Genomic DNA, 26,525 nt, shown 5'->3' with positions numbered 1-26,525 from the left:
GGGTTGGCAGGCGGGCCAGCAGCGGCCATGCTACGCGACATCATAGTTTCAGGGGGAGAAATGGGATGACAAAACGGATAGTTGCAGCGGGTTTGTTGGCGATGATGGCCAGTGGCGCGGTGGCGGAGCCTTTGAAAATTGGGGTGGTCACAACGCTGTCCGGGCCAGCCGGATACCTCGGGGCCGATGCGCGCGATGGGATGTTGTTGGCGCTGGAAATGGGCGGCGGCAAACTGGGCGGGGTTGAAGTGGAATTTGTGGTGGAAGATGACGGGTTAAAGCCCGCCAATGGCCGCCAGATTGCCGAAAAATTTATGGGCGATGACGGGATTAAGCTGCTGACGGGGATTATATTTTCCAACGTGGCAGGGGCGGTTGTGCCCGACATTTTGGACAATGGCGGAATTTACATTAGCCCGAACGCAGGCCCATCGACATTCGCCGGCGAGGCGTGCCACCCGAATTATTTCGTTGTAAGCTGGCAAAATGATGCGCTGCATGAGGCGGCGGGCGCTGCGGCCAAGGAATTGGGGTATAAGACCGCCGTGGCGCTGGCCCCGAATTACCAAGCGGGCAAAGACGCGATTGCAGGGTTCAAGCGGATGTTTGGCGGCGAGGTGACGGAGATTTTCACCCAGCTGGACCAGACCGATTTCGCATCGGAAATGGCGCAAATTCGTGCGGCGGCCCCTGAGGTGGTGTTTCAATTTCACCCCGGCGGCCTTGGGATTGCGTTTTTGAAGCAGTACCAGCAGGCGGGTTTTCTGGGCCAAATTCCGATGGTGTTGCCAGAGCCATCGTCGGATGCCGTGGTGCTGGGCGCAGTCAAGGAAGCCGCGATTGGCGTGACCGCAACTGCGCATTGGAACCGTGATTTTGACAACGCGGCCAACGCGGAATTTGTGGCGGCGTGGGATGCGAAATATGCACGGCCCATCACCTATTACGCGTCGCAGGGGTACGATACTGCGCGGCTGATTGGCAGCGCGCTGGCGAAAACCGGGGGGCTTGAGGATATGGAGGCGTTTCGGTTGGCGGTGAAAGCCGCCGATTTCGAATCCGTGCGCGGGGATTTTGCCTTTGGCAACAACCAGCACCCGATCCATGATTGGTATGTGTTGAACATCGTCGATGATGGTGCGGGCGGTGCAAAAGCCGTGACCGACCGGGTGATTTTGGCCGATCATGGCGACAGTTATTCCGCGCAGTGCAATATGTGATTTTGGGGGCCGGGTTTGCGCCCGGCCCTGCACGCGGGAAGGCTGACGGATGATCTTGATCGTTGAACAACTGCTGAATGGCCTGCAATACGGGGTCATGCTGTTTCTGCTTGCCGCCGGATTGACCCTGATTTTCGGAATTATGGGGGTGATCAATCTGGCGCATGGGTCGCTGTTTATGGTGGGCGCTTATGCGGGGACCTATGTGGCGGGGGTGACGGGCAGTTTTTGGTTGGGCCTGCCTGCGGCGTTGTTGGCGGCGGGGATGACAGGGTTTGTGGTAGAGGCGGTGGTGATACGCCGCCTGTATGCGCGCGACCATCTGGACCAAGTGCTGGCGACATTCGCGCTGATTTTGATTGCCAATCAGGGGATTGTTTTGGTGTTCGGGCGGCAGCCTGTGTTTACGCCGTTGCCCGAGATTTTCAGCGGGTCGGTGGAGGTGTTGCCGGGGTTGCCGTACCCGATTTACCGGCTTTTTATTATCGCCGTGGGGCTGTTGGTGGCGGTGGGGTTGTACCTGCTGATCAACCGGACGCGCGTGGGGATGTTGGTGCGCGCGGGGGCCACCAACCGCGATATGGTGCGGGCGTTGGGGGTGGATATTCGCGGGCTTTATACGCTGGTGTTTGGGCTTGGCGCGCTGTTGGCGGGGCTGGCGGGGTATATGATTGGGCCAATATCGTCGGTGCAGGTCGGCATGGGTGAGCAGATTTTGCTGGCGACCTTTGTGGTGGTGGTTGTGGGCGGTGTGGGGTCGATCAAGGGGGCGTTTGTGGCCGGGATTGGCCTTGGGGTGGTGGATACCTTGTTGCGGGCGTTTTTGCCGGGGGTGTTGCGCGGTGTGATGCCGCCATCGGACGCGGATGCGATTGGCCTTGGTGTGGCGTCGATGGGGATTTATCTGCTGATGGCGCTGGTGCTGTTGGTGCGGCCGCGCGGCCTGTTTGCGGCGGGAGCGTAGATGCGGGTTCTGATTGGTTTGCTGGCGCTGGTTGCGGTGCCGTTTTTGGCCGATGCCATGGGCCAGCCTGCGCTGTTGTCGCTGGCCACGCGGATTTTGATCTATGCAATTGCGGCGGCGAGTTTGAATTTTATCCTTGGGTATGGCGGGATGGTCAGTTTTGGGCACGCGGCGTTTTTTGGCGTTGGGGCGTATAGCGTGGGGATTTTGTTTGCCCATGCGGGGGGCGATGCGCTGTGGGGGGTTGTGCCCGGCAGCACGAATTTGCTGGTGACGCTGCCTGTGGCGGTGGTTTTATCCGGCACGGTGGCGGGGGTGATTGGGGCGCTGTCGCTGCGCACAAATGGCGTGCAATTTATCATGATCACGCTGGCGTTTGCGCAGATGTTGTTCTTTTTCTTTGTGTCGCTGACGCCGTATGGGGGTGAGGATGGAATTATCATTCGGCGGTCGAATGAGTTTTTGGGCCTGAATATGCGGGATAAGGCGGTTTTGTATTTCGTTATCCTCGGCATCGCGGTGGTGTTTTTTGCAGGGCTGTGGCGGGTGGTGAATTCATCCTTTGGCGCGGTGTTGCAGGGGATACGGCAGAATGAGCGGCGGATGGCGGCGCTGGGGTTTGCGCCCTATCGGTATAAACTTTACGCCTTTGTTTTGGCGGGCATGGGGGTGGGGTTGGCGGGGGCGTTGATGGCCAATTTCCTGCGCTTTGCCAGCCCGGATATGATGCATTGGACCAAATCGGGCGAGTTTATGATTATGGTCATTCTGGGCGGGGTGGGCAGCTTTTTTGGCCCCGTATTCGGCGCGGCGGCGTTTTTGGTTCTGGAGACGTATTTGGCGGGCTGGACGGAGCATTGGCAACTGGCGCTGGGGGTGATTTTGTTGGTGGTGGTGTTGGGCACCAAAGGCGGGATTGCGGGACTGTTGGCGCGGTTGGGGGGACGGGGATGAGCGTGCTGCGGGTGACCCATCTGGTCAAACGGTTTGGCGGGTTGGTGGCGACGGATGATGTGTCGTTGACGGTGGAGGCGGGCGAGATTCACGCGTTGATCGGGCCGAATGGGGCGGGAAAATCGACGTTGATCAACCAGTTGTGCGGGGAATTGGCACCGGACGGCGGCCGGGTGGAATTGGGTGGGCGCGATGTGACGCGGGCATCAGTGCCGGCGCGGGTGGCGCTGGGGCTGGGACGGACGTTTCAGGTGACAAGCTTGCTGGAGGAGGCCACCTGCCGTGAGAATATTGCGATGGCGGTGCAAGCGCGCGCGGGCCTGAACTTTCGCATTTGGGACCGGATTGCGGGGCGGCAGGGGATTTGGGACCAAGCGGATGCCACGCTGGCGGGCACGGGGTTGGTGGCGCGGGTGGATGTGCGCGCGCAGGATTTAAGCCATGGCGAGCGCAAGCAGTTGGAGCTGTTGGTGGCGCTGGCGCGCAAGCCGCGGGTGTTGTTGCTGGACGAACCCATGGCGGGTTTGGGGCATGTGGAGAGTGCCCAGATGATTGCGCAGTTGCGCGACATTCCGCTGCCAATGCTGTTGGTGGAACATGATATGGCGGCGGTTTTTGCGCTGGCCACGCGGATTTCTGTGCTGGTGTACGGGCGCATCATCGCCTCTGGGTCGGTCGAGGACATCCGCGAAAACCCAGAGGTGCGTGCGGCGTATTTGGGCGCGGAGGATGCGCTGTGTTGAAGGTGGAGGGCCTGCAATCGGGGTATGGCGCGTCGCAGGTGTTGTTTGACGTGACGCTGGAGGTGGCGGACGGCGAGGTGGTGACGCTGCTGGGCCGCAACGGGATGGGCAAAACGACCACCGTAAAAACCCTGATGGGGTTGATTGCCACGCGCGGCGGGGCGGCGCGGTTTGCGGGCGTGGCGATTTCGGGCTTGGCGCCGGAGCGGGTGGCGCGGCTGGGTGTGGGGTTGGTGCCCGAGGGGCGGCAGGTGTTTGCGACCCTGACCGTGCGGGAAAATTTGGTGGCCACGGCGGGGAATAGGTTGGGGCGGGCGGGGCCTTGGGATTTGGCGCGGGTTTATGCGCTGTTTCCCCGGCTGGGCGAACGCGCGGGGCAGATGGCCGCGACTCTTTCGGGGGGTGAACAGCAGATGCTGGCCGTGGGGCGCGCGTTGATGACAAACCCGCGTCTGTTGATTTTGGACGAGGCGACCGAGGGGTTGGCCCCCACGATACGCACCGAGATTTGGCAGGTGATCGCGGGGTTGAAGGCGCAGGGGCAGTCGATTTTGTTGATTGATAAAAATTTGGGCGTGCTGAAACGGTTGGCCGATCGGCATTATATTGTCGAAAAAGGGCGGACGGTTTGGGTGGGCACGGGGGCCGATATGGACCGGGATGCAGAGGCGGTGGCGGGTTATGTCGGGGTATAAGTTTCGGGTGGTGCTGGTCGGGTGGGGCGCGATTGGGCGGCGGGTGGCAGACCTGCTGTTGCAGCGGGGCGCGCCTGTGGCGATTGTGGCGGTTGCAGTGCGCGACTTGGCGGCGGTGCGCGAGGGGTTGGGCGATGTGCGCGTAATTTCGGACCCGAACGATTTGGCGGGGATTGAGGCGGATTTGCTGGTGGAGGCTGCGGGGCGGGGGTCGGTTGGCCCGTGGTGCCGGGCTGGGTTGGCGCGGGGGTGGGATGTGGCGGTATCGTCGACTTCGGCGCTGACGGATGCGGATTTGTTGGCGGAACTGACTGGGCTGGCGCAGGCAAATGGGGCGCAGATTATTATTCCGCCCGGCGCGCTGGGGGGGATTGATGCGCTGGCGGCGGCGTCCCGGTTGGGGTTATCGAGTGTTAGGCATGAAGTGGTGAAACCTGCGTTGGCGTGGGCAGGCACACCTGCAGAGGCGGTTTGTGATTTAGGTTCGCTGACGGAGCCGCGCGTGTTTTTTGAAGGGACGGCTCGGCAGGCAGCCGATGCCTATCCGCAAAACGCCAATGTGGCGGTGATTTCGGCGATAGCGGGGCTGGGGTTGGATCGCACGGTGGTGACGCTGGTGGCCGATCCGGGGGCGGTTTTGAACAGTCACCGCATTGTGGCAGAGGGGGATTTTGGCAAGCTGTCGGTGGTGTTGGAGAACCGCCCGCTGGCGGCCAACCCGAAATCATCGGAGATGACGGGGCTGTCGCTGGTGCGGATGATTGAAAACCGGGCGGGGGTGATTGTGATATGACGCAAGGGTGTGTTTGACAGTTGGCCCCTTGCGCCCCATTTAAGAGGGTAAGCAAGGGAGGCGCGCATAGCCTATACACTGACAATTAACGGAATTTCGCGGCAGGTGGATATGCCCGGTGACACGCCCCTGCTGTGGGCGCTGCGCGATGGGTTGAACCTGACGGGCACGAAATACGGCTGCGGGGTTGCGGCCTGCGGGGCGTGTACGGTGCATGTGGACGGGGTTGCGGTGCGGTCGTGTCAGCTGGCCTTGGGCGATGTTGCGGGGGCGGTGACCACGATTGAGGGGTTGGGCACGCCGGACGCCATGCACGCGGTGCAAGCGGCGTGGGTGCAGCACCAAGTGGCGCAATGCGGGTATTGCCAGTCGGGGCAGGTGATGCAGGCGGCGGCGTTGTTGGCGGAGACGCCTGCGCCAAGTGATGTGCAGATTGATGATGCGATGGGGGGCAATTTGTGCCGCTGCGGGACGTATCCGCGCATTAAGGCGGCTGTTTTGACCGCTGCAACTGCGTTGAGGGGTTGAGCATGGGCAAAGTTAAAACGATTGCGCGGCGGACGTTTTTGGTGGGGTCGGTGGCGATTTTGGGTGGCGTGGCGTTTGGCACCTATGCCTATAAAAAACCCATTGCGAACCCGATTGCGGGCAAAGCTGCGGCGATCACGCCTTATGTGCTGATTGATGCCAGTGGGGTGACGTTAATCACCCCGCGTGCGGAGATGGGGCAAGGGGTGCAAACGACTTTGGCCGCGCTGCTGGCCGAGGAGATGGATTTGGATTGGGACCAAGTGCGGGTGATGCACGGCCCGGCGTCCCGCGCCTATTTCAACGCGGCGATATTGGAGGAGGGGGTGCCGTTTGCCCCCACCAATGACAGTTGGCTGGCCGAAACCGCGCGCGGTGCGATGCACATTCCGGCGAAGTTTTTGGGGATGCAGATTACCGGGGGGTCATCGTCGACGCCGGATGCCTATGAGAAAATGCGTGCGGCGGGAGCGGTGGCGCGGGTGGCGTTGGTGTCGGCTGCGGCGCGCAGGACGGGTTTGGCGGAGGACGATTTGCGCACCGAACGGGGGGCGGTGGTGCTGCCCGATGGGGTGCGGATTGACTATGTGGATTTGGCGGTGGACGCGGCGGCGAGTGATTTGCCGGACGTGCCGCCGTTGCGGGCGCGGGCCGCTTGGCGGCTGTTGGGACGCAGCCTGCCACGGGTGGATATGGTCGCCAAGGTGACGGGCACGGCGCAGTTTACCGCCGATATTCGGCATCCGGGCATGCTGTTTGCCACGGCGCGCAGCAATCCGGGGTTGTGGGCGGGGGTGGCCAGTTATGACGCAACAGCGGCGTTGACGATGCCGGGGGTTGTGGCGGTGGTGCCGGTGCCGAACGGCGTGGCGGTGGTGGCCGCGTCCACTTGGGCCGCGTTCAAGGCGATGGAGGCGGTGGAGATTGAGTGGGAAGCGGCGCCTTATGCCGCGACGGACGGCGAGATGAGGGCAGAGGTTGCGGCGTCTTTTGTGGCGGAGCGGCAGGACAGCCGAAAACGTGATGATGGCGATGTGGACAGCGTTTTGACTGCGGATGCGTTTGCGGCGGAATATGCGGTGCCGTATTTGGCCCATGCGACGATGGAGCCGATGACGGCGGGCGCGTGGCTGGAGGCTGGCCGTTTGCGCGTTTGGGCGGGCAACCAATTGCCAACCCAAGTGCTGAAAGAGGCGGCCGCGATTACTGGGCTGGACGAGGCCGCGATTGACGTGGAAACGCCTGTGATGGGTGGCGGTTTTGGGCGGCGCGCAGAGATGGATTTCATCAAGCAGGCGATCACCGTGGCGAAAGCGATGGAGGGCCGCCCCGTGCTGCTGACCTGGACGCGCGAGGAGGATATGACGCATGACGCGTACCGCCCCATGGCGATGGCGCGGGTGCGCGGCGCTGTGGCGGATGGGAAGGTGGCGTTTGATTTGCACCTTGCCGCGCCTGCGGTGATGGAAAGCCAGATGGGGCGGTTGGGGATGAATATTCCCGGCCCGGATGCCACGATTGTGCAAGGCGCGTGGGAACAGCCTTACGGCTTTGCCGATTACCGCGTGACGGGATACCGGGTGCCTGCGGGCGTGCCCGTGGGGTCTTGGCGGTCGGTCGGCGCATCGCAAAACGCATTTTTCCACGAGTCGGCGGTGGATGAATTGGCGCATTTGGCGGGCGTGGACCCGTTGGAATTTCGGCTGTCGCAGATTGCGCATGATCCGTCCCGCAAGGTGCTGGAGGCGGTGGCGGCGGCCTGCGATTGGGGCAACACCCCTGCCGGGCGCGCGCGGGGGCTGGCGTTTTGTTTGTCGTTTGGCGTGCCGACCGCGCAGGTGATTGAGGTTGCGCAGACGCCAGCGGGCCTGCGCATGACGAACGCGTGGGCGGCGGTGGATGTGGGCGTGGCGTTGGACCCCGCGAATATTGAGGCGCAGGTGCAAGGCGGCATGATTTACGGACTTTCCGCCGCGATCAGTGGGGAAATTACCTTTGCGAATGGGTATGTACAGCAAACCAATTTCCCCGATTATGACGGGCTGCGCATGTGGCAATGCCCGTCGATTGCGGTGCAGATTTTGGAAAACGGCACCAAAATTCGCGGGATTGGCGAGCCGGGCACACCGCCCGCCGCCCCCGCCCTTGCCAATGCGATTTTTGCGCTGACAGGGCAACGTATTCGCGCGCTGCCACTGAATAAGGCGATTGATTTCGCCTGATAACCCCCCTTTCCCCCGGTCCGATTTCGGTTAGATTGGACGCATGTTGCGCATCAATGATCAAATCACCCTTGCGGATTGGGAAATCTCGGAAAGTTTCTCACGCTCCTCCGGTCCCGGGGGGCAGAATGTGAACAAGGTGGAAACCGCTGTGGAGTTGCGGTTTGAGGCGGAACGGTCGCCCCATCTGGCGGCATCTGTAAAGGCGCGGTTGAAGCGGCTGGCGGGGCGGCGCTGGACCAATGAAGGCGCGATTGTGATCCGCGCCGAGGAAACCCGCAGCCAAATCCGCAACCGCGAATTGGCCCAAGCGCGGTTGGTGGAGATGATCCGCGCGGCGTTGGTGGCCCCGAAACGGCGGATTGCGACCAAGCCGACCTTTGGCAGCGAAAAGCGGCGGTTGGCGGCGAAATCGGTGCGCGGTGTGGTGAAATCCCTGCGGGGCAAGGTGGAGCCTGAGGAATGAGTGAAACGCTGACCGAACGCCGCGCGCGATTGATGGGGCCGAATGTGCCCACGTTTTACCGCAAGCCCGTGCATATCACGCGGGCCAGCGGGGTGTGGCTGTGGGATGCGGACGGCAAGCGGTATTTGGATTGTTACAACAACGTCCCACACGTGGGGCATTGCCACCCCGCGGTGGTCGCGGCGATTGCGGACCAAGCGGCGGTTTTGAACACGCACACGCGGTATCACCATGACCTTGTGCTGGATTATATTGAGGCGTTGACGGCGCGGCTGGGCCATGGCGTATCGCAGTGCATTATGACCTGCACGGGGTCCGAGGCGAATGACATTGCGCTGCGTATGGCGCAGGCGGTGACGGGCAAAATTGGGATTATTGCGACCGATAATACCTATCACGGCAACACCACGGCGACATCGGCGCTGTCATCGCGCAGGCCACCGATTGGGGGCTATCCCGCGCATGTGCGCCGCGTGCCAGCACCCGACAGTTTGCGCGCGCCCGACCCGGATGGCAGCGTTTTTGCAGCGCAGATCAAGGCCGCGATTGAGGATTTGAACGCCTGCGGGATTGGGTTTTCAGGGATGATGCTGTGCCCGGTGTTTGCCAATGAAGGCATTCCCACGGTGGCGCCGGGGTTCTTTGCCAAGGCCGAAGCCGTTATTCGCGCGGCGGGGGGCTTGATTTTATGTGATGAGGTGCAGCCCGGATTTGGCCGCATGGGCAGCCATTTTTGGGGGCATGAGTGGTTGGGGATGACCCCCGATGTGGTGACCTGCGGCAAACCCATGGCCAATGGGCACCCGGTGGCGGCGGTGTTGGCGCGGCCCGATGTGATGGCGGCGTTTCGCAATGCGTTTGGGTATTTCAACACGTTTGGCGGCAATGCGGTGTCGGCGGCGGCGTGCATAGCCACGTTGCAGGTGATTGACGACGAGGGGTTACAGGACAATGCGGCGCGCACCAGCGCCTATATGATGGAACGCTTGGGCGCTTTGCGTCACCCATTGTTGGCGGAAATACGCGGCGTGGGCATGTTTTTCGGGGCGGAATTTGTGCTGGACGCCGAACACACCCCCGCCACCGCGTTTGTAGAGGATTTGGTAGAGGTTATGGTGGCGCGTGGGTTTATCCTGAACCGCATTGGGCGCGCGGGGAACACGCTGAAAATTCGCCCGCCGTTGCCGTTTGGGGTGGAACACGCGGATATGTTGGTCGATGCGCTGGCGGAGGCGTTGGCGGCAACGCCCATTCCGGCATGAGGTTGGCAGAGGAGGCGGCGCTGCATTGGGGCGGCAGGCCCGTTGCCTTGATTGTGGAACGGGAAAACGCTGTTTACCGCATGGCGGTGCCCGGTGGCGGAGGGGGGGGCGTGGCGGCGTTGCGGTTGCACCGGATGGGGTATCAAACCGCCGCTGCGATACGGTCGGAACTGTGGTTTTGCGGGGCGCTGGCGGATGCGGGCCTGCCCGTGCCAAGGCCGCTGTTGGCGGGCGATCAGGCGCTTGTCACGCTGTCGAACGGGCGCTTTGCATCGGCGGTAGAATGGCTGGGCGGCGCGCCGTTGGGGGCTGCGGGCGTGCCGCTGGCGGGCAGCGTGGCGCGCCAAGCGGAGCAGCATTTTGCACTGGGGCAGATGTTGGCGCGGGTGCATACCGCGACCGAAAGTTTGACCCTGCCCGACCATTTCGCGCGGCCTGCGTGGGATGTGGACGGGTTGACCGGGGATGCGCCCTTTTGGGGCCGCTTTTGGGAGCATCCAGCCTTGACGGATGCCGAGGCTGGGGTGATGCGGGACGCGCGGGGGTTTTTGCGCACCGCCTTGCAAGATCATGCGCGCACCGCCCCCTTGATGCCCGTGCATGCGGATGTGTTGCGCGAAAATATCTTGGTCGATGGCAGCGACCTGTCGCTGATTGATTTTGACGATTGTGGGATGGGGTTTGCGCTGTACGATCTTGGCACCGTGCTGTCGCAGAATTTGTATGAACCCGGCGTGGCCGATCTGCGCGCGGGGCTGATTGCGGGCTATGGCAGCTTGCGCGGCGTGGAGGCGCGGATGGTCGATGTGTTCACGCTGGCGCGCACGCTGGCATCGGTGGGGTGGACCATGCCGCGGCTGGCGGCGGATGACCCGATTATGCGCAGCCACATCGCGCGGGCGGTGATGTGCGCGCGGGCGGTGATGGAGTGATGGGGTTTATCAGCCAATTGTTTTACCGACCGCCAATTTTGCAGGTGGCGGCGTTGTGTTGGCGCGGTACGGGCGACGGCGTTGAAATTTTGCTGGTGCGCAGTCTGGATAGCAACCGCTGGATTTTGCCCAAAGGCTGGCCCATGCGCGGCAAAACCTTGGCCCAGGCCGCCGCGATTGAAGCGTGGGAGGAGGCCGGAGTGGAAGGCCAGATTTCGCCTCACAGCATCGGCATCTATGCCACCCAAAAACGCCGTGCCACGGGGATCAAACAGGCCTGCCAGATGCATGTCTATGCGCTGCATGTCTCCGATGTTGTGCTGGATTTCCCCGAGGCGGACATGCGTAAAACCGCGTGGTTTCCGCTGTTTGAAGCGTTGGAAAAGCTGCGAGAGCCGGACCTTGCCGCCATGATCGCGGTGCATTTGGCGCCAGACCCGTGATGCACGTTGTCGCGGGGCAAAAAACCAGATAGCAGGCGCGACAAAGTAACAAATATATGACAGGCCCGCGCCATGACCGACCGCCCGGTGAACCAGTGGAAAACGCTGGATAAGGACCTGAACCGCATTTCGCATTTGGAACGCGGCACGCAATATGTGGCGCGGCCCTTGATTGCGCCCGGCATTGCGTTGGCGTTTATTGTAATTGTGGCGGTGATCGCGGCGGTGCTGACGGGCGGCACATCTGACCGGATGATCGTGATCGCGGCGGCGGTGTTTGGGGCCTATATGGCGCTGAACATTGGGGCGAATGATGTTGCCAACAACATGGGGCCTGCGGTGGGGGCCAATGCGCTGACGATGGGCGGGGCGATTGCGATTGCCGCCGTGTTTGAAACGGCGGGCGCGTTGATTGCGGGCGGTGATGTGGTGAACACAATTTCGGGGGGGATTGTATCGCCCGAAAGTTTGGCCGACCGCGCGACGTTTATTTGGGCAATGATGGCGGCGCTAATCTCGGCGGCGTTGTGGATTAACCTTGCCACTTGGGTTGGCGCGCCTGTGTCGACCACCCATTCGGTGGTGGGCGGGGTGATGGGGGCGGGCATTGCAGCGGCGGGGCTGGCGGCGGTGAACTGGCCCACGATGGCGCAGATCGCGGCAAGCTGGGTGATTTCCCCGGTGTTGGGCGGCGCGGTGGCGGCAATGTTTTTGGCGTTCATCAAGGCCCGCGTGGAATATGCCGAGGACAAGATCGCAGCCGCGCGTCTGTGGGTGCCGATTTTGACCGCGATTATGGCGGGCGCGTTTGCCACCTACCTGTCGCTGAAGGGTCTGCGCAAGATTGTGGATATCGATATGCCGATGGCGCTTGCCATTGGGTTGGGGTTTGCGATTTTCACCCAGATCATCACCAAACCCTTGATCCGCCGCCAATCCGAAGGGTTGGAGAACCGCAAAAAGTCGCTGAAAAAGCTGTTTGGCGTGCCGTTGGTCTGTTCGGCGGCGCTGCTGTCATTCGCGCATGGGGCCAATGATGTGGCCAATGCGGTGGGGCCACTGGCCGCGATTGTGCATGCGGTGCAGGATTTTGACGATGCGACGCGCGTGATTATCCCGCTGTGGGTGATGATCGTGGGGGCGGCGGGGCTGTCGTTTGGCCTGATGCTGTTTGGCCCGAAACTGATCCGCATGGTGGGCAGCCAGATCACCAAGCTGAACCCGATGCGGGCTTATTGTGTGGCGCTGTCGGCGGCGATTACGGTGATTATCGCATCCGGTTTGGGGTTGCCTGTCAGTTCCACCCATATTGCGGTGGGGGCGATTTTTGGCGTGGGGTTTTACCGCGAATGGGACGCCGAAAAGCGCGCCCGCGCCAATGGGATTTTGAAAGGCAAACCCGTCGCACCCGAAGAACGCAGCCGTCGCAAACTGGTGCGCCGGTCGCATTTTTTGACCATCATCGCCGCGTGGGTGATCACGGTGCCTGCCACATCGCTGCTGTCGGCGGGGGTGTTTTTGTGCCTGTCCATGCTGTCGCTGTAGGCACGTTAACTATCTGATGTTGCGCGGTTAAAACAGGCCCGCGTCAATTCGCCCATATCTGTTTTCCAGGCGTCAAGCGTGGTATGATTGCGCCATAATCGTTCGGAACAGCTGCCGCCCGACGGATGATTCTATGGGTGTTGGCTTGGCTGACCTTTTGCGCGGTAGCATTGCAATCAATGAGATACTGGTGGACCCGAACGGGGCCACTGCGTTCGATACGGATGGCAACGGCACATCGGCTGCCACGGACGAGTTTTTTGAACTGGTCAACATTTCAAACACCACCATCAGCATTGCGGGTTTGCAACTGTGGGACAGGGGCGTGGGCCAATGGTTCACCTTTCCCCCGGGGGCCAATTTGGCACCCGGGGGGCGTGCGGTTGTGGTCACGGGCGTGCAGGCGGGCGGCAGTTTGCCAGCGGTGGCGGCGGGCAGTTTGGCGTTTGATGCGGGGCGCGGGTCGGCGGTTATCACCAACACGGGCGACAATGTGATGGTGTACGACCCCACGGCAAACCAGTTCATTATCGCGCGATTCAATGGGGTGGCGCAGGACAATCCCACCACAGGTGTTGCCGGATATTCCGGGTTTTCCAGCACCGCCACGCAAAGCGGCGCGGGCAAGAATTTTGGCAATGATGTGGATGGTCTGTCCATTCAACGGTCGCCCGATGGGTCCACGATTTTTGTCAATGCCACGCCAACGCCGGGGACGGCCAATCTGGGCACGCGGGTGATGACGCCCAAAGGCGCAGTGCAAGTGCAGGATTTGCGCGCGGGGGATTTGGTGATGACCCGCGACCGGGGCGCGCAGCCGTTGATCTGGGTGTGGTCCAAGACGCAAAGCGTGGCGGCAATGGCGAATAATGCGCAGCTGCGCCCGATGTGCATTGCGCGCCATGCGTTGGGGGCGGGGCTGCCGCTGCGCGATTTACACCTGTCGCAGCAGCATCGCGTGTTGGTGGCATCGCCCATCGCCGCGCGGATTTTTGACGCGGGCGAGGTGTTGATCGCCGCGAAATGGCTGTGCGATTTGCCCGGCGTGGCGGTGGTGCTGCCAGCCCGTGACATCACTTATGTGCATGTGATGCTGGCCAGGCATGAGGTGCCGATTGCCGAGGGCACCCCATCGGAAAGCCTATTTTTGGGTCGCCAAGCCTTGCAATCCATGGACGGCGCGGCGCTGACGGAATTGTGCATGATCTTGGGCGCCGACACTACCGCCCTGCCCCACACCCAACACGCGCCCGCGCGCTTGTTTGCCACGGGGCGCGATGCGCGGGCGCTGGTGGCGCGCCATGCCAAGCACCAAAAGCCGTTGGTTGCCGCCCGCGTGTCCGCCTAAACCAACACGTCCTGTGCGGTCTGCACGCCCACATCAAACACGCGCTTATAGCGCGCAATTTCATCCGCTGGCCCCATCGCCTTGTTCGGATTGTCCGACAGTTTGACGGTGGGCCGCCCGTTGGCCGAAACCGCCTTGCACACCAAACTGAACGGGGCCAGCGCGTCATCTGCGACCAAACCCCGGAAATCATTGGTCAGCATCGTACCCCAACCGAACGACACTTTGACCCGCCCCGCAAACTGGCGGTGCAGCGCCTCGATCACGCCCACGTCCAGCCCGTCGGAAAAGATCACGAGCTTTTGGCGCGGATCCTCGCCCTGCGATTGCCACCATTTGATCGCGGTTTCCGCACCCGTGGCGGGGTCGCCGCTGTCAATGCGGATGCCGGTCCATTGCGCCAGCCAATCGGGCGCGTGGGCCAAAAACCCCTTGGTGCCGTAAGTGTCGGGCAGCATAATGCGCAGATTGCCATCATGTTCTTCGTGCCAATCGGCCAACACTTGATAGGGCGCTTGGGCCAGTTCCGTATCGCTGTGGGCCAGCGCGCTGTAGACCATGGGCAACTCATGCGCGTTGGTGCCAATCGCCTCCAACTCTCGGCGCATCGCGATCAGGCAGTTGGAGGTGCCGGTAAAGGACGCGCCCAACCCTTCTTGCATCGCTTGGACGCACCAATCTTGCCACAAAAACGAATGGCGGCGGCGGGTGCCGAAATCGGCAATGCGCAACCCGTCCACCTTGCGCAGACGTTCAATTTTTTCCCACAGTTTGGTCATGGCGCGGGCATAAAGCACCTGCAATTCAAACCGCCCCATGTCGCCCAGCACGGCGCGGCCGCGCAGTTCCATGATCACGGCAAGGGCGGGAATTTCCCACATCATCACCTCGGGCCACGTGCCTTCAAACGTCAGTTCATATTGGCCGTCACGTTTGGTCAGGTGATAGGGCGGCAGTTGCAGCCCTTCAAACCACTCCATAAAATCGGGACGAAACATCTGGCGTTTTCCGTAAAATGTGTTGCCACGCAGCCAAGTGCTTTCGCCGCGCGACAGGCGCAGGGTGCGAATATGGTCCAGCTGCGCGCGCAATTCGCCTTCGTCCACGATATCGGCCAAGCGGATGGATTTGGTGCGGTTGATCAGGCTGAAGATCACTTGGGTGTCAGGTCGATTGCGAAACACCGATTGGCACATCAGCAATTTGTAAAAATCGGTATCAATCAAGGACCGGACAATCGGGTCAATTTTCCATTTGTGGTTATGCACCCGTGCCGCAATATCAACCATGATCCGCCCCTTTTGCCTTTTGCCTGTTAAATCAAGCCCCCCGCCCCTTGTCCAGCTTGGCGAACCTGCCCGCACCCTGTAAGAAGAGGGCCAGAGTGGGAAAAGGAGCCGTCACATGGGCGCGAAAGTTTTTATTGACGGTGAGGTTGGCACAACCGGGCTGCAAATTCGTGACCGCCTGCTGGGCCGCAAGGATATTGAACTGATTTCGTTGCCCAACGACCTGCGCAAAGATGCGGGCGCGCGGGCGGATGCCTTTGCGCGCGCCGATGTGGCGATTTTGTGCCTGCCCGATGATGCGGCGATTGCGGCAGCGGCGATGTGCGCGGACCTGCCCACCAAAATTATTGATGCCAGCACCGCGCACCGCGTGAACCCCGATTGGGTGTTTGGCTTTGCCGAACTGGCAGCGGGGCAGCGCGCGGCGATTGCGGGGGCAAAACGCGTGTCAAACCCCGGCTGTTATTCCACCTGCGCGATTGCGCTGTTGCGCCCATTGACCGATGCGGGGCTGGTTGCGCGTGATGCCTACCTGTCGATTTTCGGGATTTCGGGGTATACCGGCGGCGGCAAGGCGATGATTGCGGAATTTGAATCCGGCGCGGCGAATGGCGTGTTTTTGTATGCCACAGGACAGCAGCACAAGCATATGCCCGAAGTGATGCAGTATGGCCATGTATCGCGCGCGCCGATTTTTGTGCCCGCCGTGGGGCATTATGCCCAAGGGATGATTGTGCAAATCCCGCTGCATGGTGTGGATGCGCGGGCGGTGCATGCCGCCCTGACCGCGCATTATACGGGCAGCGCTTTCATTTCGGTGCGCGCGCTGGATGCCGTGCAAGCCCGCGAAAACCCGCAGGCGTTCAACAACACCAACCAGTTGGAATTGGCGGTTTTGGGCAATGGCGACCGCGTTGTGGTGTCGGCCATTCTGGACAACCTTGGCAAAGGCGCATCGGGGGCCGCGGTGCAAAACCTGAACCTGATGCTGGGCTTGGATGAAGGTGCGTGGCTGTAACCCCTAGCGGTAAATCAGCCGCACGCCTGCCGCATCCATCCGGCCCACCATCGCCGCCAGTGACCCGTCAAGGTCAATGGCGCGCGACAGGTCCATCCGCACGGACACGTCAAACCCCAGCCGTGCGGCATCCAGCGCCGAATAAGCGACGCAAAAATCGGTGGCCAACCCCGCCAACACGACTCCATCAAAGCCCCGGCTGCGCAAATACCCCTCCAGCCCGGTGGGGGTGGTGCGGTCGTTTTCGAAAAACGCGGAATAGCTGTCGATGCTGGCGCAAAACCCTTTGCGGATGATCATATCGGCGCGGTTGATGTTCAGATCATCGTGAAACGCGGCGCCATCGGTGCCTTGGACACAGTGGCGGGGCCACAACACTTGGCGGCCATAGGGCATATCGATCATGCTGTAAGGGGCGGCATCTGGGTGATTGTCGGCAAAGCTGGAATGGTTTACGGGGTGCCAATCTTGGGTCAAAACCACCGCGCCGAAATCTTGCATCAGCGCGTTGATGCCCGCGACAATGCCATTGCCACCTGCCACGCCCAGCGCGCCGCCCGGGCAAAAATCATTTTGCACATCCACCACAATCAGCGCGTCGGTCATCGGATATCCCCTATCTTTGATGTGCCACCTTGCCTTTTTGCGCGCGGCACGGCAAGACGCTGCCCATGTTTACCATCGCAGCGCTGTATCATTTCACCCGCTTTGCCGACCCTGCCGCGCTGCAACAGCCGTTGCTGGCGCTGGGGCGCGCGCATAATATTCGCGGGTCGCTGCTGTTGGCGGTTGAAGGCATCAACGGCACCATCGCGGGCAGCCGTGCGGGCATTGACGCGGTGCTGACCCATATTCGCGCCCTGCCCGGCTGTGCGGGAGTGGAGCATAAGGAAAGCTGGTCCGAAACGCCGCCATTTGGCCGTTTCAAGGTGCGCCTGAAACGTGAAATTGTGACGATGGGCCAGCCCGATATTGACCCGCGCACAAGCGTTGGCAATTACTTGTCGCCCGCCGAATGGAATGACCTGATTTCTGCGCCCGACGTGGCCGTGATCGACACCCGCAATGATTATGAAGTGGGGATTGGCACGTTTGAGGGGGCAATTGACCCGCAAACCAAATCCTTTCGCGATTTTCCCGCATGGTGGCAGGCTAACAAAGAGCGTTTTCACAACAAACGCATCGCGATGTTTTGCACGGGCGGGATTCGCTGTGAAAAATCAACGAATTACCTGTTGGGTGAAGGGGTGCAGGATGTGTACCACCTGAAAGGTGGTATCCTGAAATATCTGGAGGAGATGCCAGAGGCGCAAAGCCTGTGGAACGGCGAATGTTATGTGTTTGATAACCGCGTGTCGGTGGGTCACGGGTTGGTGCCCGGCCCCTATTCCACCTGCCACGCCTGCCGCCGCCCGCTGGCCCCCGAAGACCTTGCGCGCCCCGAATTTGATGAAGGGGTGTCGTGCCACCAATGCCTGCATGAACATACCGAGGATGATCGCGCCCGGTTTCGCGAACGCCAAAAGCAAATCACACTGGCCCGCGCGCGGGGCCATGGGCATTTCGCGACAGGCTGACGCCATGACAATCGCGTGAGGCGGCAAGGCGCTGCCAAATACATGCTATGCGGACAAACTGTCGCAGGGTACGCTTTTCTCACCCAATAGGAGCAGTACCAAAATGCGATTCGCAGCAAAAGCCTTGATCATCACCCTTTCCCTGACCGCCGGGATCGCATTTGCCAAAGAAGGCGTGCAGGACCCAACCGTAAAGGCACGGATGGAGTTGATGAGCACTGTCGGTGCCAGCACCAAAATTCTGGGCGATATGGCGGGTGGCAAATCCACCTTTGACGCCAGCGCCGCCGCCGCTGCAAAGGCCGCATTGATCGCCGCTGCCGTGGCGACCCCCGCCGCGTTTGAAATGGAAGCCGATGATCCGGTATCCGAGGCGCGCCCCGATATCTGGATGAACATGGAAGGCTTTGTTGAAAAGGCCAAGGGTTTGGAAACCGCAGCGGGCGCGATTGATGTGTCGTCTGTTGAAGGGATTCAAGCGGGTATGGGGGCCATTGGTGGGTCGTGCAAAGCCTGCCACAGCGATTTCCGCGCCAAGAAATAAGTCCGTTACAGCGTTCGCAAAACGGCCAATGCCTCAGCAAGGCGTTGGCCGTTTTCGTTTAACCGCAGCTGAACCGCTGGATAACCCCATCGGCGTCGACATGCACATCCAGCCGGAAGCTGTCGTATTCTTGGGTGACAATCGCGTTTGGCGTGATCACGCGGTAACGGCCCTTGGTGCGCACGGTGCGCATCATCCCTTCGGGTTGGCCCACCAAATGCCCCATATTGTCGGCCCCGCAACTGTCGGATTCGCGCTGCACCAAGCCAGTGTCGATGGGGGGCAAAGGTTTCTGTTCGGGCACGGGGTCGGGTTTGGCGCTGCGCATCCCATCGAAAATCGTGCCAAACTTGGGCGCGCCACCCGGCGGAATTCGTACGGTGCAGCCCGCAACAACAGCCACCATCAAAATCATTAAAATCGGTTTCATATCAACACACACCATGTCGCTGCGCTATTTTGCACAAAGTTGGCCAAAAGGATACAGCCGCTTTGCGCGTTTGGCACTGTTGCAAAGGGGCCATGATCGGCTATCACAGGGGCAAGACCCGAAAAGGAGCGCCCATGTCAGACCCCCGCAGCCCCAACACCCGCACGCCCCGTTTGGCCGTTTTGATCGACGCCGACAATGTTCCCGCATCATACGCCGAGGCGATATTTGAAGAGATTGCGGGATTGGGCGAAGCATCGGTGCGCCGCATCTATGGCGATTGGTCGGCGCAGCGCCTTGGCGGTTGGGCGCGCAAAGTGGCGGCATTGGGGTTGGTCGCGGACCAGCAGTTTTCCAACACGCGCGGCAAGAATGCGTCCGATATTGGCCTTGTGATTGCGGCGATGGATTTTTTGCATTCCGGGCTGTTTGATGGGTTTGTGCTGGTCAGTTCCGACAGCGATTTCACCCGCCTTGCTGCGCGCATCCGCGAACAGGGCTTGGATGTGTACGGTATAGGCGAGAAAAAGACGCCCGAGGCGTTTCGCATGGCCTGCAAGCGCTTCATCTATGTCGAAAACCTGTCAGCGGATGAGCCGGAGGACCGCGCGCCCACCCCCAAACTCGAACGCATGATGATGCCCGACTTGCCAACCGACAACGGCGACCCCAAACCCGCGCGCGGCCCGAAAGAGGCGCCCGCCAAAGCAATTCCCCTGATTATTGCGGCGATGCGCGCGATTGACCCCGAAGGCGAATGGTATTCGCTGGGCCAAATCGGCCAATACATCACCCAAGGCGCGCCCGATTTTGACACCCGCACCTATGGCACCGCGAAACTGTCGGACCTTGTGCGCAAAATTAGCCGGTTTGAGGTGAAACCCGGCCCCGGTGGGCAGTTGTTGGCGCGGGATGTGGCGTAAGGCCAGACCAGCTTACAGCCCGTCCAACGCTGCTGCGATTGCCACAATCGCCGCCCCCGCATCGGCCACAGCCACCACGGTGCCGCAGGTCCAGCCTTTTTTGGTCTTGGCCGTTTCCAGCGGCGTATTGCCAATTTTCACCCCATCCAGCCGCGCAAACATTGCATCCGCCAACGGGCTGTCCCCCTGAATAACCAAGGCCACGCCAACCCGGCGCACCGTGGCTTGGCGTGTCAGGCGCAGATGCGTGGCATCGGGCAAGCCTTTGATGAAAAACCGCAGGTCTGGCCCATCGGCGGCCATATCCACTTGCACCGAGGGGGGCAGTTGGGTGCGCAGGCCGCGATAAACCCCCAGCCAGAACGCCCGATTGCGCGCCGCTTTCAGTGCCTTGTCGGGCGTGGTGGCACCGTCCAGCGTTTGATGCCCCTCATACCGCCAATCGCCTGCAAGATCTGCCCATTCGGGATAGCACAGCTGCAAGGGGGCGGCGTTCCAGAATTTATCCGCACCAATCGCATGGACAATGGCCGCATCCCGCCCGCCCGGGGCCACAACCGGGTGGTTGAACCGCTGGTCCAGCGGCGTCACGGCCAACCCTTGCGCGCAGGCCACAAAATATAGCGCGAGTTCATCCACCGAATGGGGCCCTACCGCAGCGATAATCCGCGCTGCCATGGCATATAAATCCGCGCTGCACAGCCGCCCGCGCAAACCCGGCCCCATGCCGACAACGCCGCCATTCAACAGCGGCACACCATCCCGCCGCAGGTCGGCAAACGCCGCCATCACCGCAGCGCGGCGCGCAAACGCGCCATCGGGTAAGGGCCGCCATGCCAGCGCGTCAAACGCCCAAACATCCGCAAAATTGCCCTGCACCAAGATATCCACATCCAGCCACAGGCAGCGGTCATAATCGGCCAGCATATCGGCCATTTCAAACTTGGCAAAAATCATCGGACTGTAAGCGCCGAAATCGGCCCCCAACCGCGCGGTGACCTGATCCGCGCCATAATCGCGAAACATCACGCGGGGCCACAGCGCACGCAACCGTGCCTGCGTGGCGCCGTCCAGCCCATCGTGGAACACCACGAAATCGCCCTGAAAATCGGGGCAATGGCGCGCAACACCTGCCATAACCGCAGCCAGCGCAAAGGCATAATCGACGCTGATGGCGCAGACAATGGCGCGGCGGTCTGTCCTGTCTTGCCCCATCATCCTGCCCTTCCTTGTGCCAAACCCACCTTGCCGCTGACCTGCCAAAACTGCAACCTCGCATCCCGTTTGCAATTCCGCCGCGCTGGCCTTAATTAAAGCGCACGCAGGCTGACCAAAGGGCATAGGCACCGATGAACTGGATTACGAATTACGTTCGCCCCACCATCAACTCTCTGTTTTCGCGCCGCGAGGTGCCGGAGAACCTTTGGACCAAATGCACCGAATGCGGAACCATGCTGTTCCACCGAGAGCTGAAGGATAACCTGAACGTTTGCACCACCTGCGACCATCATATGGCAATCACCCCGCGTGATCGGTTTGCGGCGCTGTTTGATGGCGGGATTTTTACCGAAGTGAAGGTGCCCGAACCCGTCACCGACCCGCTGCAATTTCGCGACCAAAAGAAATACCCCGACCGCATGCGCGCCGCGCAAAAATCAACCGGTGAGCGTGACAGCATGCTGGTGGCCGAGGGCGAAATGGCCCGCACGCCGATTGTCGCCGTGGGCCAAGATTTTTCGTTCATGGCGGGGTCGATGGGCATGTATGTGGGCAACGCCATGCTGGCGGCGGCCGAACGCGCGGTAAAGTTGAAGCGCCCGCTGGTGCTGTTTTCCGCATCGGGCGGCGCACGGATGCAAGAAGGGATTTTGTCCCTGATGCAAATGCCGCGCACGACCGTGGCCGTGCAGATGTTGAAAGAGGCGAACCTGCCTTATATCGTTGTATTGACCCATCCGACCACGGGCGGCGTCACCGCATCCTATGCCATGCTGGGCGATGTGCAGATTGCCGAACCTAATGCGCTGATCTGTTTTGCCGGGCCGCGCGTGATCGAACAAACCATCCGCGAGAAATTGCCGGAGGGGTTTCAGCGCGCCGAATACTTGCTGGACCACGGCATGTTGGACCGCGTGACGCATCGCAAGGATTTGCGCGATGAATTGGTGACGGTGCTGCGGATGTTGACCAAGCAACCGCCCGCCGTGCGTGGCGATTTGCCTGCGCCCGAGGTTGTTGTTGCGGATGCGCCAAAGGCTGACGCAAAGTGACCAAATACGGCTCTGACGCGCTGCTGGAGCGGATGATGACCTTTCATCCAAAGATTATTGATTTGACGTTGGACCGGATGGAACGGCTGCTGGCAGCGCTCGGCAACCCCGAACGCCGCTTGCCGCCCGTTATTCATATCGCGGGCACCAATGGTAAGGGCAGCACCCAAGCGATGATCCGCGCGGGGCTGGAAGGGGCGGGCAAGTCTGTTCACGCCTATACCAGCCCGCATTTGGCACGGTTTCACGAACGCATCCGGCTGGCGGGCCAGTTGATTGGCGAAGATGCGCTGGCGGCGTTGCTGGATGAATGTATCACCGCCAATGGCCCCGATGCGATCACGTTTTTTGAAGCGACCACCTGCGCCGGGATGTTGGCGTTTGCGCGGATGCCTGCGGATTATCTGCTGTTGGAGGTGGGGCTTGGCGGGCGTTTGGACGCGACCAATGTGGTGGACCGCCCCGCGCTGACCATCATCACGCCGGTGTCGTTGGACCATCAGCAATATCTGGGCGACACGGTGGCGTTGATTGCGGCGGAAAAGGCCGGGATTATCAAACGCGGTGTGCCTGTGATTGTGGGCCCGCAGCACCCCGATGGGTTGGTGGTGATTGAAGCGCGGGCGGCCCGGATGGGCGCGCAAGTGTACGCCCACGGCCAGCAGTGGCACTGTTTTGCCGACCGGGGCCGCATGGTGTTTCAAGATGAAAACGGGCTGTTGGACCTGCCCTTGCCCAACCTGCCGGGGCCGCACCAAATTGAAAACGCCGGGGCCGCGATTATGGCGCTGCGGGTGTTGGGTGTAGGGGATGCCGAGGCGGCGGTGACGCGCGCAGAATGGCCCGCACGGATGCAACGCCTGCGCCACGGCCCGCTGATCGATGCCGCGCCGCAGGTGGAGTTGTGGCTGGACGGCGGGCACAACCCGGCGGGGGGGATGGCCGTGGCGGCCACATTGGCGCAAATGCCCACGCGCCCCACGCATTTGATTTGCGGGATGTTGAACACCAAGGATATTGGCGGCTATCTGCGCCCGCTGGCACCCCATGTGACGACCCTTTCGGCGGTGTCCATTCCAGGCGAGGCGGCAACATTACCCGCCAGTGCCACCCATGCGGCCGCCTTGGCCGCGGGGATGAAGGCGGTGGAGGCGGCATCGGTGCTGGACGCGTTGCGCGCGATTGCGGGTGTGGACCCAACCGCGCGGGTGTTGATTTGTGGGTCGCTGTATCTGGCAGGCCAAGTGCTGCGCGAGAATGGCTGACGGTGGCGGGGGGCTGTTTGCCCCCCCTTGGCCTTGCGGCCAATTCCCCCCCAAAGGTATTTTTACCAACGCGAATGTGCAGGGTGCGGTGCTGTAGTCGCCGAATTTCGCACTGTTTTTGTCCGGTTTACCTTGACAGGGGGTCGCCCGTCCCACAGGTAAAGAGGGACGGCGGCCACAGGCTTTTGCGGCCGCTTTTTCATATCTGACGACCTCGTGCAATGAACGGAACCCTAAGATGTCCCTTGCCCTGATCGCCGCCCTGCCATTTCTTGGTGCGCTGCTTCCCGGTTTGTTGATCCGCGCCGGGCGCAATGCCTGCGCCACAGTCACCGGGCTTGTTACCGCCACGGCGCTGTTGGGGATATTGTTGCATGCGCCCGCGGTGATGCGTGGCGAGGTGATCACCACCCGCATCGAATGGTTGCCCGCGTTGGGGTTGAACGCCACGTTTTTTCTGGATGGGTTGGGGTTGTTGTTTGCGGGGCTGATCTTGGGGATTGGCCTGCTGATTATCCTGTATGCGCGGTTTTATCTGTCGGCCAAGGACCCGATGGGGCAGTTTTATGCCTATTTGCTGATGTTCCAAGGCGCGATGGTTGGGATTGTGCTGTCCGATAACATCCTGTTGTTGTTGGTGTTTTGGGAGCTGACCAGCCTAAGTTCGTTCCTGTTGATCGGCTATTGGAAGCATTTACCAGAAGGCCGCCAAGGCGCGCGGATGGCGTTGACCGTGACGGGGGCCGGTGGCCTTGCCATGATCGCGGGGATGTTGATTTTGGGCGATATCGTGGGGTCCTATGACCTGACGGTGATTTTGCAGAACAAAGATTTGATTCAAGCATCCGATTGGTATTTGCCTGCGCTGATTTTGATCTTGATCGGGGCGTTCACCAAATCGGCGCAGTTTCCGTTCCATTTCTGGTTGCCGCACGCGATGGCGGCCCCCACGCCTGTGTCTGCCTACCTTCATTCTGCCACGATGGTAAAGGCGGGGTTGTTTTTGATGGCCCGCATGTGGCCTGTTTTGGCGGGCACGCCGGAGTGGTTTTATATTGTGGCGACCACCGGCCTTGTTACCATGGTGTTGGCCGCGAAAATTGCGCTGTTCAAGGATGATTTGAAGGCGCTGTTGGCGTTTTCCACCGTGTCGCATCTGGGCCTTATCACCATGCTGTTGGGGTTTGGCACCAAGGAAGCGGCGGTGATTGCGGTGTTTCACATCATCAACCACGCCACATTCAAAGCGGCGCTGTTTATGAGCGCGGGGATTGTGGATCATGAAACCCACACCCGCGACATCAAGCGGTTGGGGGGCCTGCGGCATTTGATGCCGATCACCTTTACCATCGTGTGTATATCCGCGCTGTCTATGGCGGGGATACCGCCGTTGAACGGCTTTTTGTCCAAAGAATTGATGCTGGATGCGGCGGTGGACATGCCGTGGCTGGGCAATGGTTGGATTATACCCGTGCTGGCGACGATTGGCGCGATGTTTTCGGTCGCCTATTCGTTCCGCCTGATTTCGCACACCTTCCTTGGGCCAGTGCGCGACGATTACCCGGCAAAACCGCATGATCCGGGCTTTGGCCTGTGGGCGGCCCCGGCGTTTTTGGCGGCACTGGTCATTGCGATTGGCATTATGCCGATGACCACCGTGGGCGGCTTGGTGCAAGTGACCGCAAGTGCCGTGATTGGCGCGCAGGCAGAGGTGTATATCACCCATTGGCACGGGTTTGTGCCCGCGCTGTGGATGTCGATCATTGCGGTGGGCGCAGGCTTGGTGCTGTTGGGCGCGCATGGCCGTCTGGATGCGATTTGGTTGGCCACGCCGCGCCCGGATGCAAAGCGGATGTTTGATGCGGTTATGGCCCCCTTGGTGCGCGTATCGCGCAGCATTACCGACCGTTTGCATGACGGATCATTTGCCCGCTATGCCGCGATTGCGGTGCTGGCGATCGTGACGGCGGGGTATTACGCCTATGTCAGTGGCACGCACACGCCCGGCACGCGCACCATGACCCCCATCCATCCCGTGCCGTTCATCGGTTGGGTGTTGTTGATGGGGGCCACGGCGTCGCTGTTCACCTTCCACCGCAACCGCCTGTTGGCGCTGGTGTTGGTGGGTGTGATCGGGTTGATGGTGTCGGTTGGCTTCGTGTACCTGTCCGCGCCGGACCTTGCGCTGACCCAAATCAGCGTAGAGGTGGCGACCGTGATGCTGCTGTTGCTGGCGCTGAATTTCCTGCCCAAAGACAGCCCGGTGGAAAGCACGATTGCCCGCCGGGGCCGCGATGGAATTATCGCGGGGGGCGCGGGCCTTGCCGTGGGCGCGTTGATTTATGCGCTGATGATGCGCGATTTCGCCTTCCCCAGCATTTCGGAATTCCACCTGGCGAATTCCAAACCGGGCGGTGGCGGCACCAATGTGGTGAACGTGATTTTGGTCGATTTCCGGGGCTATGATACCTTTGGCGAGATTGTGGTGCTGGGCATCGCGGGCATCGTGATTTACGCGCTGGTTGAGGCGCTGTTGCGCGGTGGCCCGGCCAATGATCGCCTGCTGGCATGGCTGCCCGACCAGAAACGCGCGGGCGACCGTCACCCCTTGATGCTGGTCGTGGCCACGCGGATGATTTTGCCGATTGCGATTATGGTCGGCGTCTACATCTTTTTGCGCGGGCACAATGAACCCGGCGGCGGGTTTATCGCGGGGCTTGTCGTGGCGATTGCAACGATCATGCAATACATGGCGTCTGGTTTCGGCTGGGCGGCGGCGCGCCAACGCATTGATTATCACGCGATGATCGGTTGGGGCGTGGTGATTGCGGGCCTGTGTGGTGTTGGGTCGTGGTTCGCGATGCGGCCATTTATGACCACCAATTTCGGGTACTTTAAACTGCCGTTTATTGAAAAATTCGAACTCGCCACCGCCGTGATTTTTGACGTTGGCGTGTTTTTGACCGTGGTGGGGGCGGTGATGCTGGCGCTGGCATCCATCAGCCGGATTGCGATCCGTGCAGGTGAAACGGTGAACGTGGACCCGTTTGACATCCAACCCGATGAACAGCCCAATGCAAAGGAGGCGCGCTGA

25 protein-coding genes are annotated in these 26,525 nt (G+C 61.1%); 21 read left to right on the top strand and 4 right to left on the bottom strand.

Features of this window, described 5'->3' with window-relative positions:
- The first annotated feature begins 65 nt into the window (after window positions 1-65).
- The 14 genes from BMY36_RS05790 to BMY36_RS19180 all read left to right on the top strand — a co-directional run bounded on the left by BMY36_RS05790 (window position 66) and on the right by BMY36_RS19180 (window position 14,115).
- Complete coding sequence (locus tag BMY36_RS05790; protein ID WP_050520085.1) at window positions 66-1,220, top strand: ABC transporter substrate-binding protein; 1,155 nt, start codon at window positions 66-68, stop codon at window positions 1,218-1,220.
- A gap of 49 nt (window positions 1,221-1,269) precedes the next feature.
- Window positions 1,270-2,184: a branched-chain amino acid ABC transporter permease gene (locus tag BMY36_RS05785; RefSeq protein ID WP_050520084.1), complete on the top strand. Its 915-nt coding sequence runs from the start codon at window positions 1,270-1,272 to the stop codon at window positions 2,182-2,184.
- Window positions 2,185-3,138, top strand: coding sequence for a branched-chain amino acid ABC transporter permease (locus BMY36_RS05780; RefSeq protein WP_050520083.1), 954 nt, complete (start codon window positions 2,185-2,187; stop codon window positions 3,136-3,138). It begins immediately after the preceding gene.
- A complete protein-coding gene (locus tag BMY36_RS05775) occupies window positions 3,135-3,881 on the top strand; it encodes an ABC transporter ATP-binding protein (RefSeq protein ID WP_050520082.1) in 747 nt (248 codons plus the stop codon). Before BMY36_RS05780 ends, BMY36_RS05775 begins: the two co-directional genes overlap by 4 nt.
- On the top strand, window positions 3,875-4,576 hold the full coding sequence (locus tag BMY36_RS05770; RefSeq protein ID WP_050520081.1) for an ABC transporter ATP-binding protein: 702 nt from the start codon (window positions 3,875-3,877) through the stop codon (window positions 4,574-4,576). The genes BMY36_RS05775 and BMY36_RS05770 overlap by 7 nt, the downstream gene beginning before the upstream one ends.
- Entirely contained in the window at window positions 4,563-5,369 is an 807-nt protein-coding gene (locus BMY36_RS05765) for an aspartate dehydrogenase (RefSeq protein ID WP_050520080.1), read from the top strand. Before BMY36_RS05770 ends, BMY36_RS05765 begins: the two co-directional genes overlap by 14 nt.
- Before the next feature lie 66 nt (window positions 5,370-5,435).
- The gene (locus BMY36_RS05760) at window positions 5,436-5,897 is read left to right on the top strand and encodes a (2Fe-2S)-binding protein (protein WP_074818481.1); all 462 of its coding nucleotides are present in this window, start codon (window positions 5,436-5,438) and stop codon (window positions 5,895-5,897) included.
- 2 nt (window positions 5,898-5,899) lie between these two features.
- The gene (locus tag BMY36_RS05755; RefSeq protein WP_050520078.1) at window positions 5,900-8,119 is read left to right on the top strand and encodes a xanthine dehydrogenase family protein molybdopterin-binding subunit; all 2,220 of its coding nucleotides are present in this window, start codon (window positions 5,900-5,902) and stop codon (window positions 8,117-8,119) included.
- A 43-nt stretch (window positions 8,120-8,162) separates the two neighbouring features.
- Window positions 8,163-8,585 (top strand): alternative ribosome rescue aminoacyl-tRNA hydrolase ArfB, encoded by a 423-nt coding sequence (arfB, locus tag BMY36_RS05750; RefSeq protein ID WP_050520077.1) that lies wholly within the window; start codon window positions 8,163-8,165, stop codon window positions 8,583-8,585.
- Window positions 8,582-9,847, top strand: coding sequence for an aspartate aminotransferase family protein (locus BMY36_RS05745; RefSeq protein WP_050520076.1), 1,266 nt, complete (start codon window positions 8,582-8,584; stop codon window positions 9,845-9,847). The genes arfB and BMY36_RS05745 overlap by 4 nt, the downstream gene beginning before the upstream one ends.
- Entirely contained in the window at window positions 9,844-10,779 is a 936-nt protein-coding gene (locus tag BMY36_RS05740; protein ID WP_050520075.1) for a phosphotransferase enzyme family protein, read from the top strand. The genes BMY36_RS05745 and BMY36_RS05740 overlap by 4 nt, the downstream gene beginning before the upstream one ends.
- Entirely contained in the window at window positions 10,755-11,222 is a 468-nt protein-coding gene (locus tag BMY36_RS05735) for an NUDIX hydrolase (RefSeq protein ID WP_050520074.1), read from the top strand. The genes BMY36_RS05740 and BMY36_RS05735 overlap by 25 nt, the downstream gene beginning before the upstream one ends.
- 72 nt (window positions 11,223-11,294) lie before the next feature.
- Complete coding sequence (locus BMY36_RS05730; protein WP_050520073.1) at window positions 11,295-12,767, top strand: inorganic phosphate transporter; 1,473 nt, start codon at window positions 11,295-11,297, stop codon at window positions 12,765-12,767.
- Window positions 12,768-12,912: 145 nt separating this feature from the next.
- Window positions 12,913-14,115, top strand: coding sequence for a Hint domain-containing protein (locus BMY36_RS19180; RefSeq protein ID WP_175469256.1), 1,203 nt, complete (start codon window positions 12,913-12,915; stop codon window positions 14,113-14,115).
- Here the strand turns inward: BMY36_RS19180 and pncB are convergent.
- Window positions 14,112-15,404 carry a nicotinate phosphoribosyltransferase gene (pncB, locus tag BMY36_RS05715; RefSeq protein WP_050520071.1) on the bottom strand — a complete coding sequence of 431 codons (1,293 nt, stop codon included), beginning with the start codon at window positions 15,402-15,404 and terminating at the stop codon, window positions 14,112-14,114. The two genes, BMY36_RS19180 and pncB, sit on opposite strands and share 4 nt — an antisense overlap.
- Window positions 15,405-15,519: 115 nt before the next feature.
- Here pncB and argC point away from each other — a divergent pair, with 115 nt between their 5' ends.
- The gene (argC, locus tag BMY36_RS05710; protein WP_050520070.1) at window positions 15,520-16,422 is read left to right on the top strand and encodes an N-acetyl-gamma-glutamyl-phosphate reductase; all 903 of its coding nucleotides are present in this window, start codon (window positions 15,520-15,522) and stop codon (window positions 16,420-16,422) included.
- A 3-nt stretch (window positions 16,423-16,425) separates the two neighbouring features.
- On the opposite strand, the gene pncA is transcribed toward argC, so the two are convergent.
- Entirely contained in the window at window positions 16,426-17,028 is a 603-nt protein-coding gene (gene pncA, locus BMY36_RS05705; protein WP_050520069.1) for a bifunctional nicotinamidase/pyrazinamidase, read from the bottom strand.
- 65 nt (window positions 17,029-17,093) lie between these two features.
- Here pncA and trhO point away from each other — a divergent pair, with 65 nt between their 5' ends.
- Complete coding sequence (gene trhO / locus BMY36_RS05700) at window positions 17,094-17,999, top strand: oxygen-dependent tRNA uridine(34) hydroxylase TrhO (protein ID WP_050520068.1); 906 nt, start codon at window positions 17,094-17,096, stop codon at window positions 17,997-17,999.
- A gap of 103 nt (window positions 18,000-18,102) precedes the next feature.
- Window positions 18,103-18,543, top strand: a complete 441-nt coding sequence (locus BMY36_RS05695) for a c-type cytochrome (RefSeq protein WP_050520067.1) — start codon at window positions 18,103-18,105, stop codon at window positions 18,541-18,543.
- A 58-nt stretch (window positions 18,544-18,601) separates the two neighbouring features.
- Here BMY36_RS05695 and BMY36_RS05690 read toward each other — a convergent pair whose 3' ends face one another.
- Window positions 18,602-18,973: an I78 family peptidase inhibitor gene (locus BMY36_RS05690; protein ID WP_175469255.1), complete on the bottom strand. Its 372-nt coding sequence runs from the start codon at window positions 18,971-18,973 to the stop codon at window positions 18,602-18,604.
- 134 nt (window positions 18,974-19,107) lie between these two features.
- Here BMY36_RS05690 and BMY36_RS05685 point away from each other — a divergent pair, with 134 nt between their 5' ends.
- On the top strand, window positions 19,108-19,896 hold the full coding sequence (locus BMY36_RS05685; protein ID WP_050520065.1) for an NYN domain-containing protein: 789 nt from the start codon (window positions 19,108-19,110) through the stop codon (window positions 19,894-19,896).
- Window positions 19,897-19,908: 12 nt separating this feature from the next.
- Here the strand turns inward: BMY36_RS05685 and BMY36_RS05680 are convergent, their stop codons facing one another.
- Entirely contained in the window at window positions 19,909-21,114 is a 1,206-nt protein-coding gene (locus BMY36_RS05680) for a glycosyltransferase (protein WP_050520064.1), read from the bottom strand.
- A 131-nt stretch (window positions 21,115-21,245) separates the two neighbouring features.
- On the opposite strand from BMY36_RS05680, the gene accD reads away from it, so the two are divergent.
- From accD to BMY36_RS05665, 3 genes are all read left to right on the top strand, one after another.
- Window positions 21,246-22,166, top strand: coding sequence for an acetyl-CoA carboxylase, carboxyltransferase subunit beta (accD, locus tag BMY36_RS05675; protein ID WP_050520063.1), 921 nt, complete (start codon window positions 21,246-21,248; stop codon window positions 22,164-22,166).
- A 32-nt stretch (window positions 22,167-22,198) separates the two neighbouring features.
- On the top strand, window positions 22,199-23,431 hold the full coding sequence (locus BMY36_RS05670) for a bifunctional folylpolyglutamate synthase/dihydrofolate synthase (protein WP_414811686.1): 1,233 nt from the start codon (window positions 22,199-22,201) through the stop codon (window positions 23,429-23,431).
- A gap of 238 nt (window positions 23,432-23,669) precedes the next feature.
- Window positions 23,670-26,525, top strand: a complete 2,856-nt coding sequence (locus tag BMY36_RS05665) for a monovalent cation/H+ antiporter subunit A (protein WP_050520061.1) — start codon at window positions 23,670-23,672, stop codon at window positions 26,523-26,525.

Origin of the sequence: Pseudorhodobacter antarcticus (assembly GCF_900110135.1) — a bacterium.
In the GTDB taxonomy this organism is placed as follows: domain Bacteria; phylum Pseudomonadota; class Alphaproteobacteria; order Rhodobacterales; family Rhodobacteraceae; genus Pseudorhodobacter; species Pseudorhodobacter antarcticus.
Note: the sequence above shows the minus strand (reverse complement) of the source record. Positions and strands in the feature narration are given on the sequence as shown.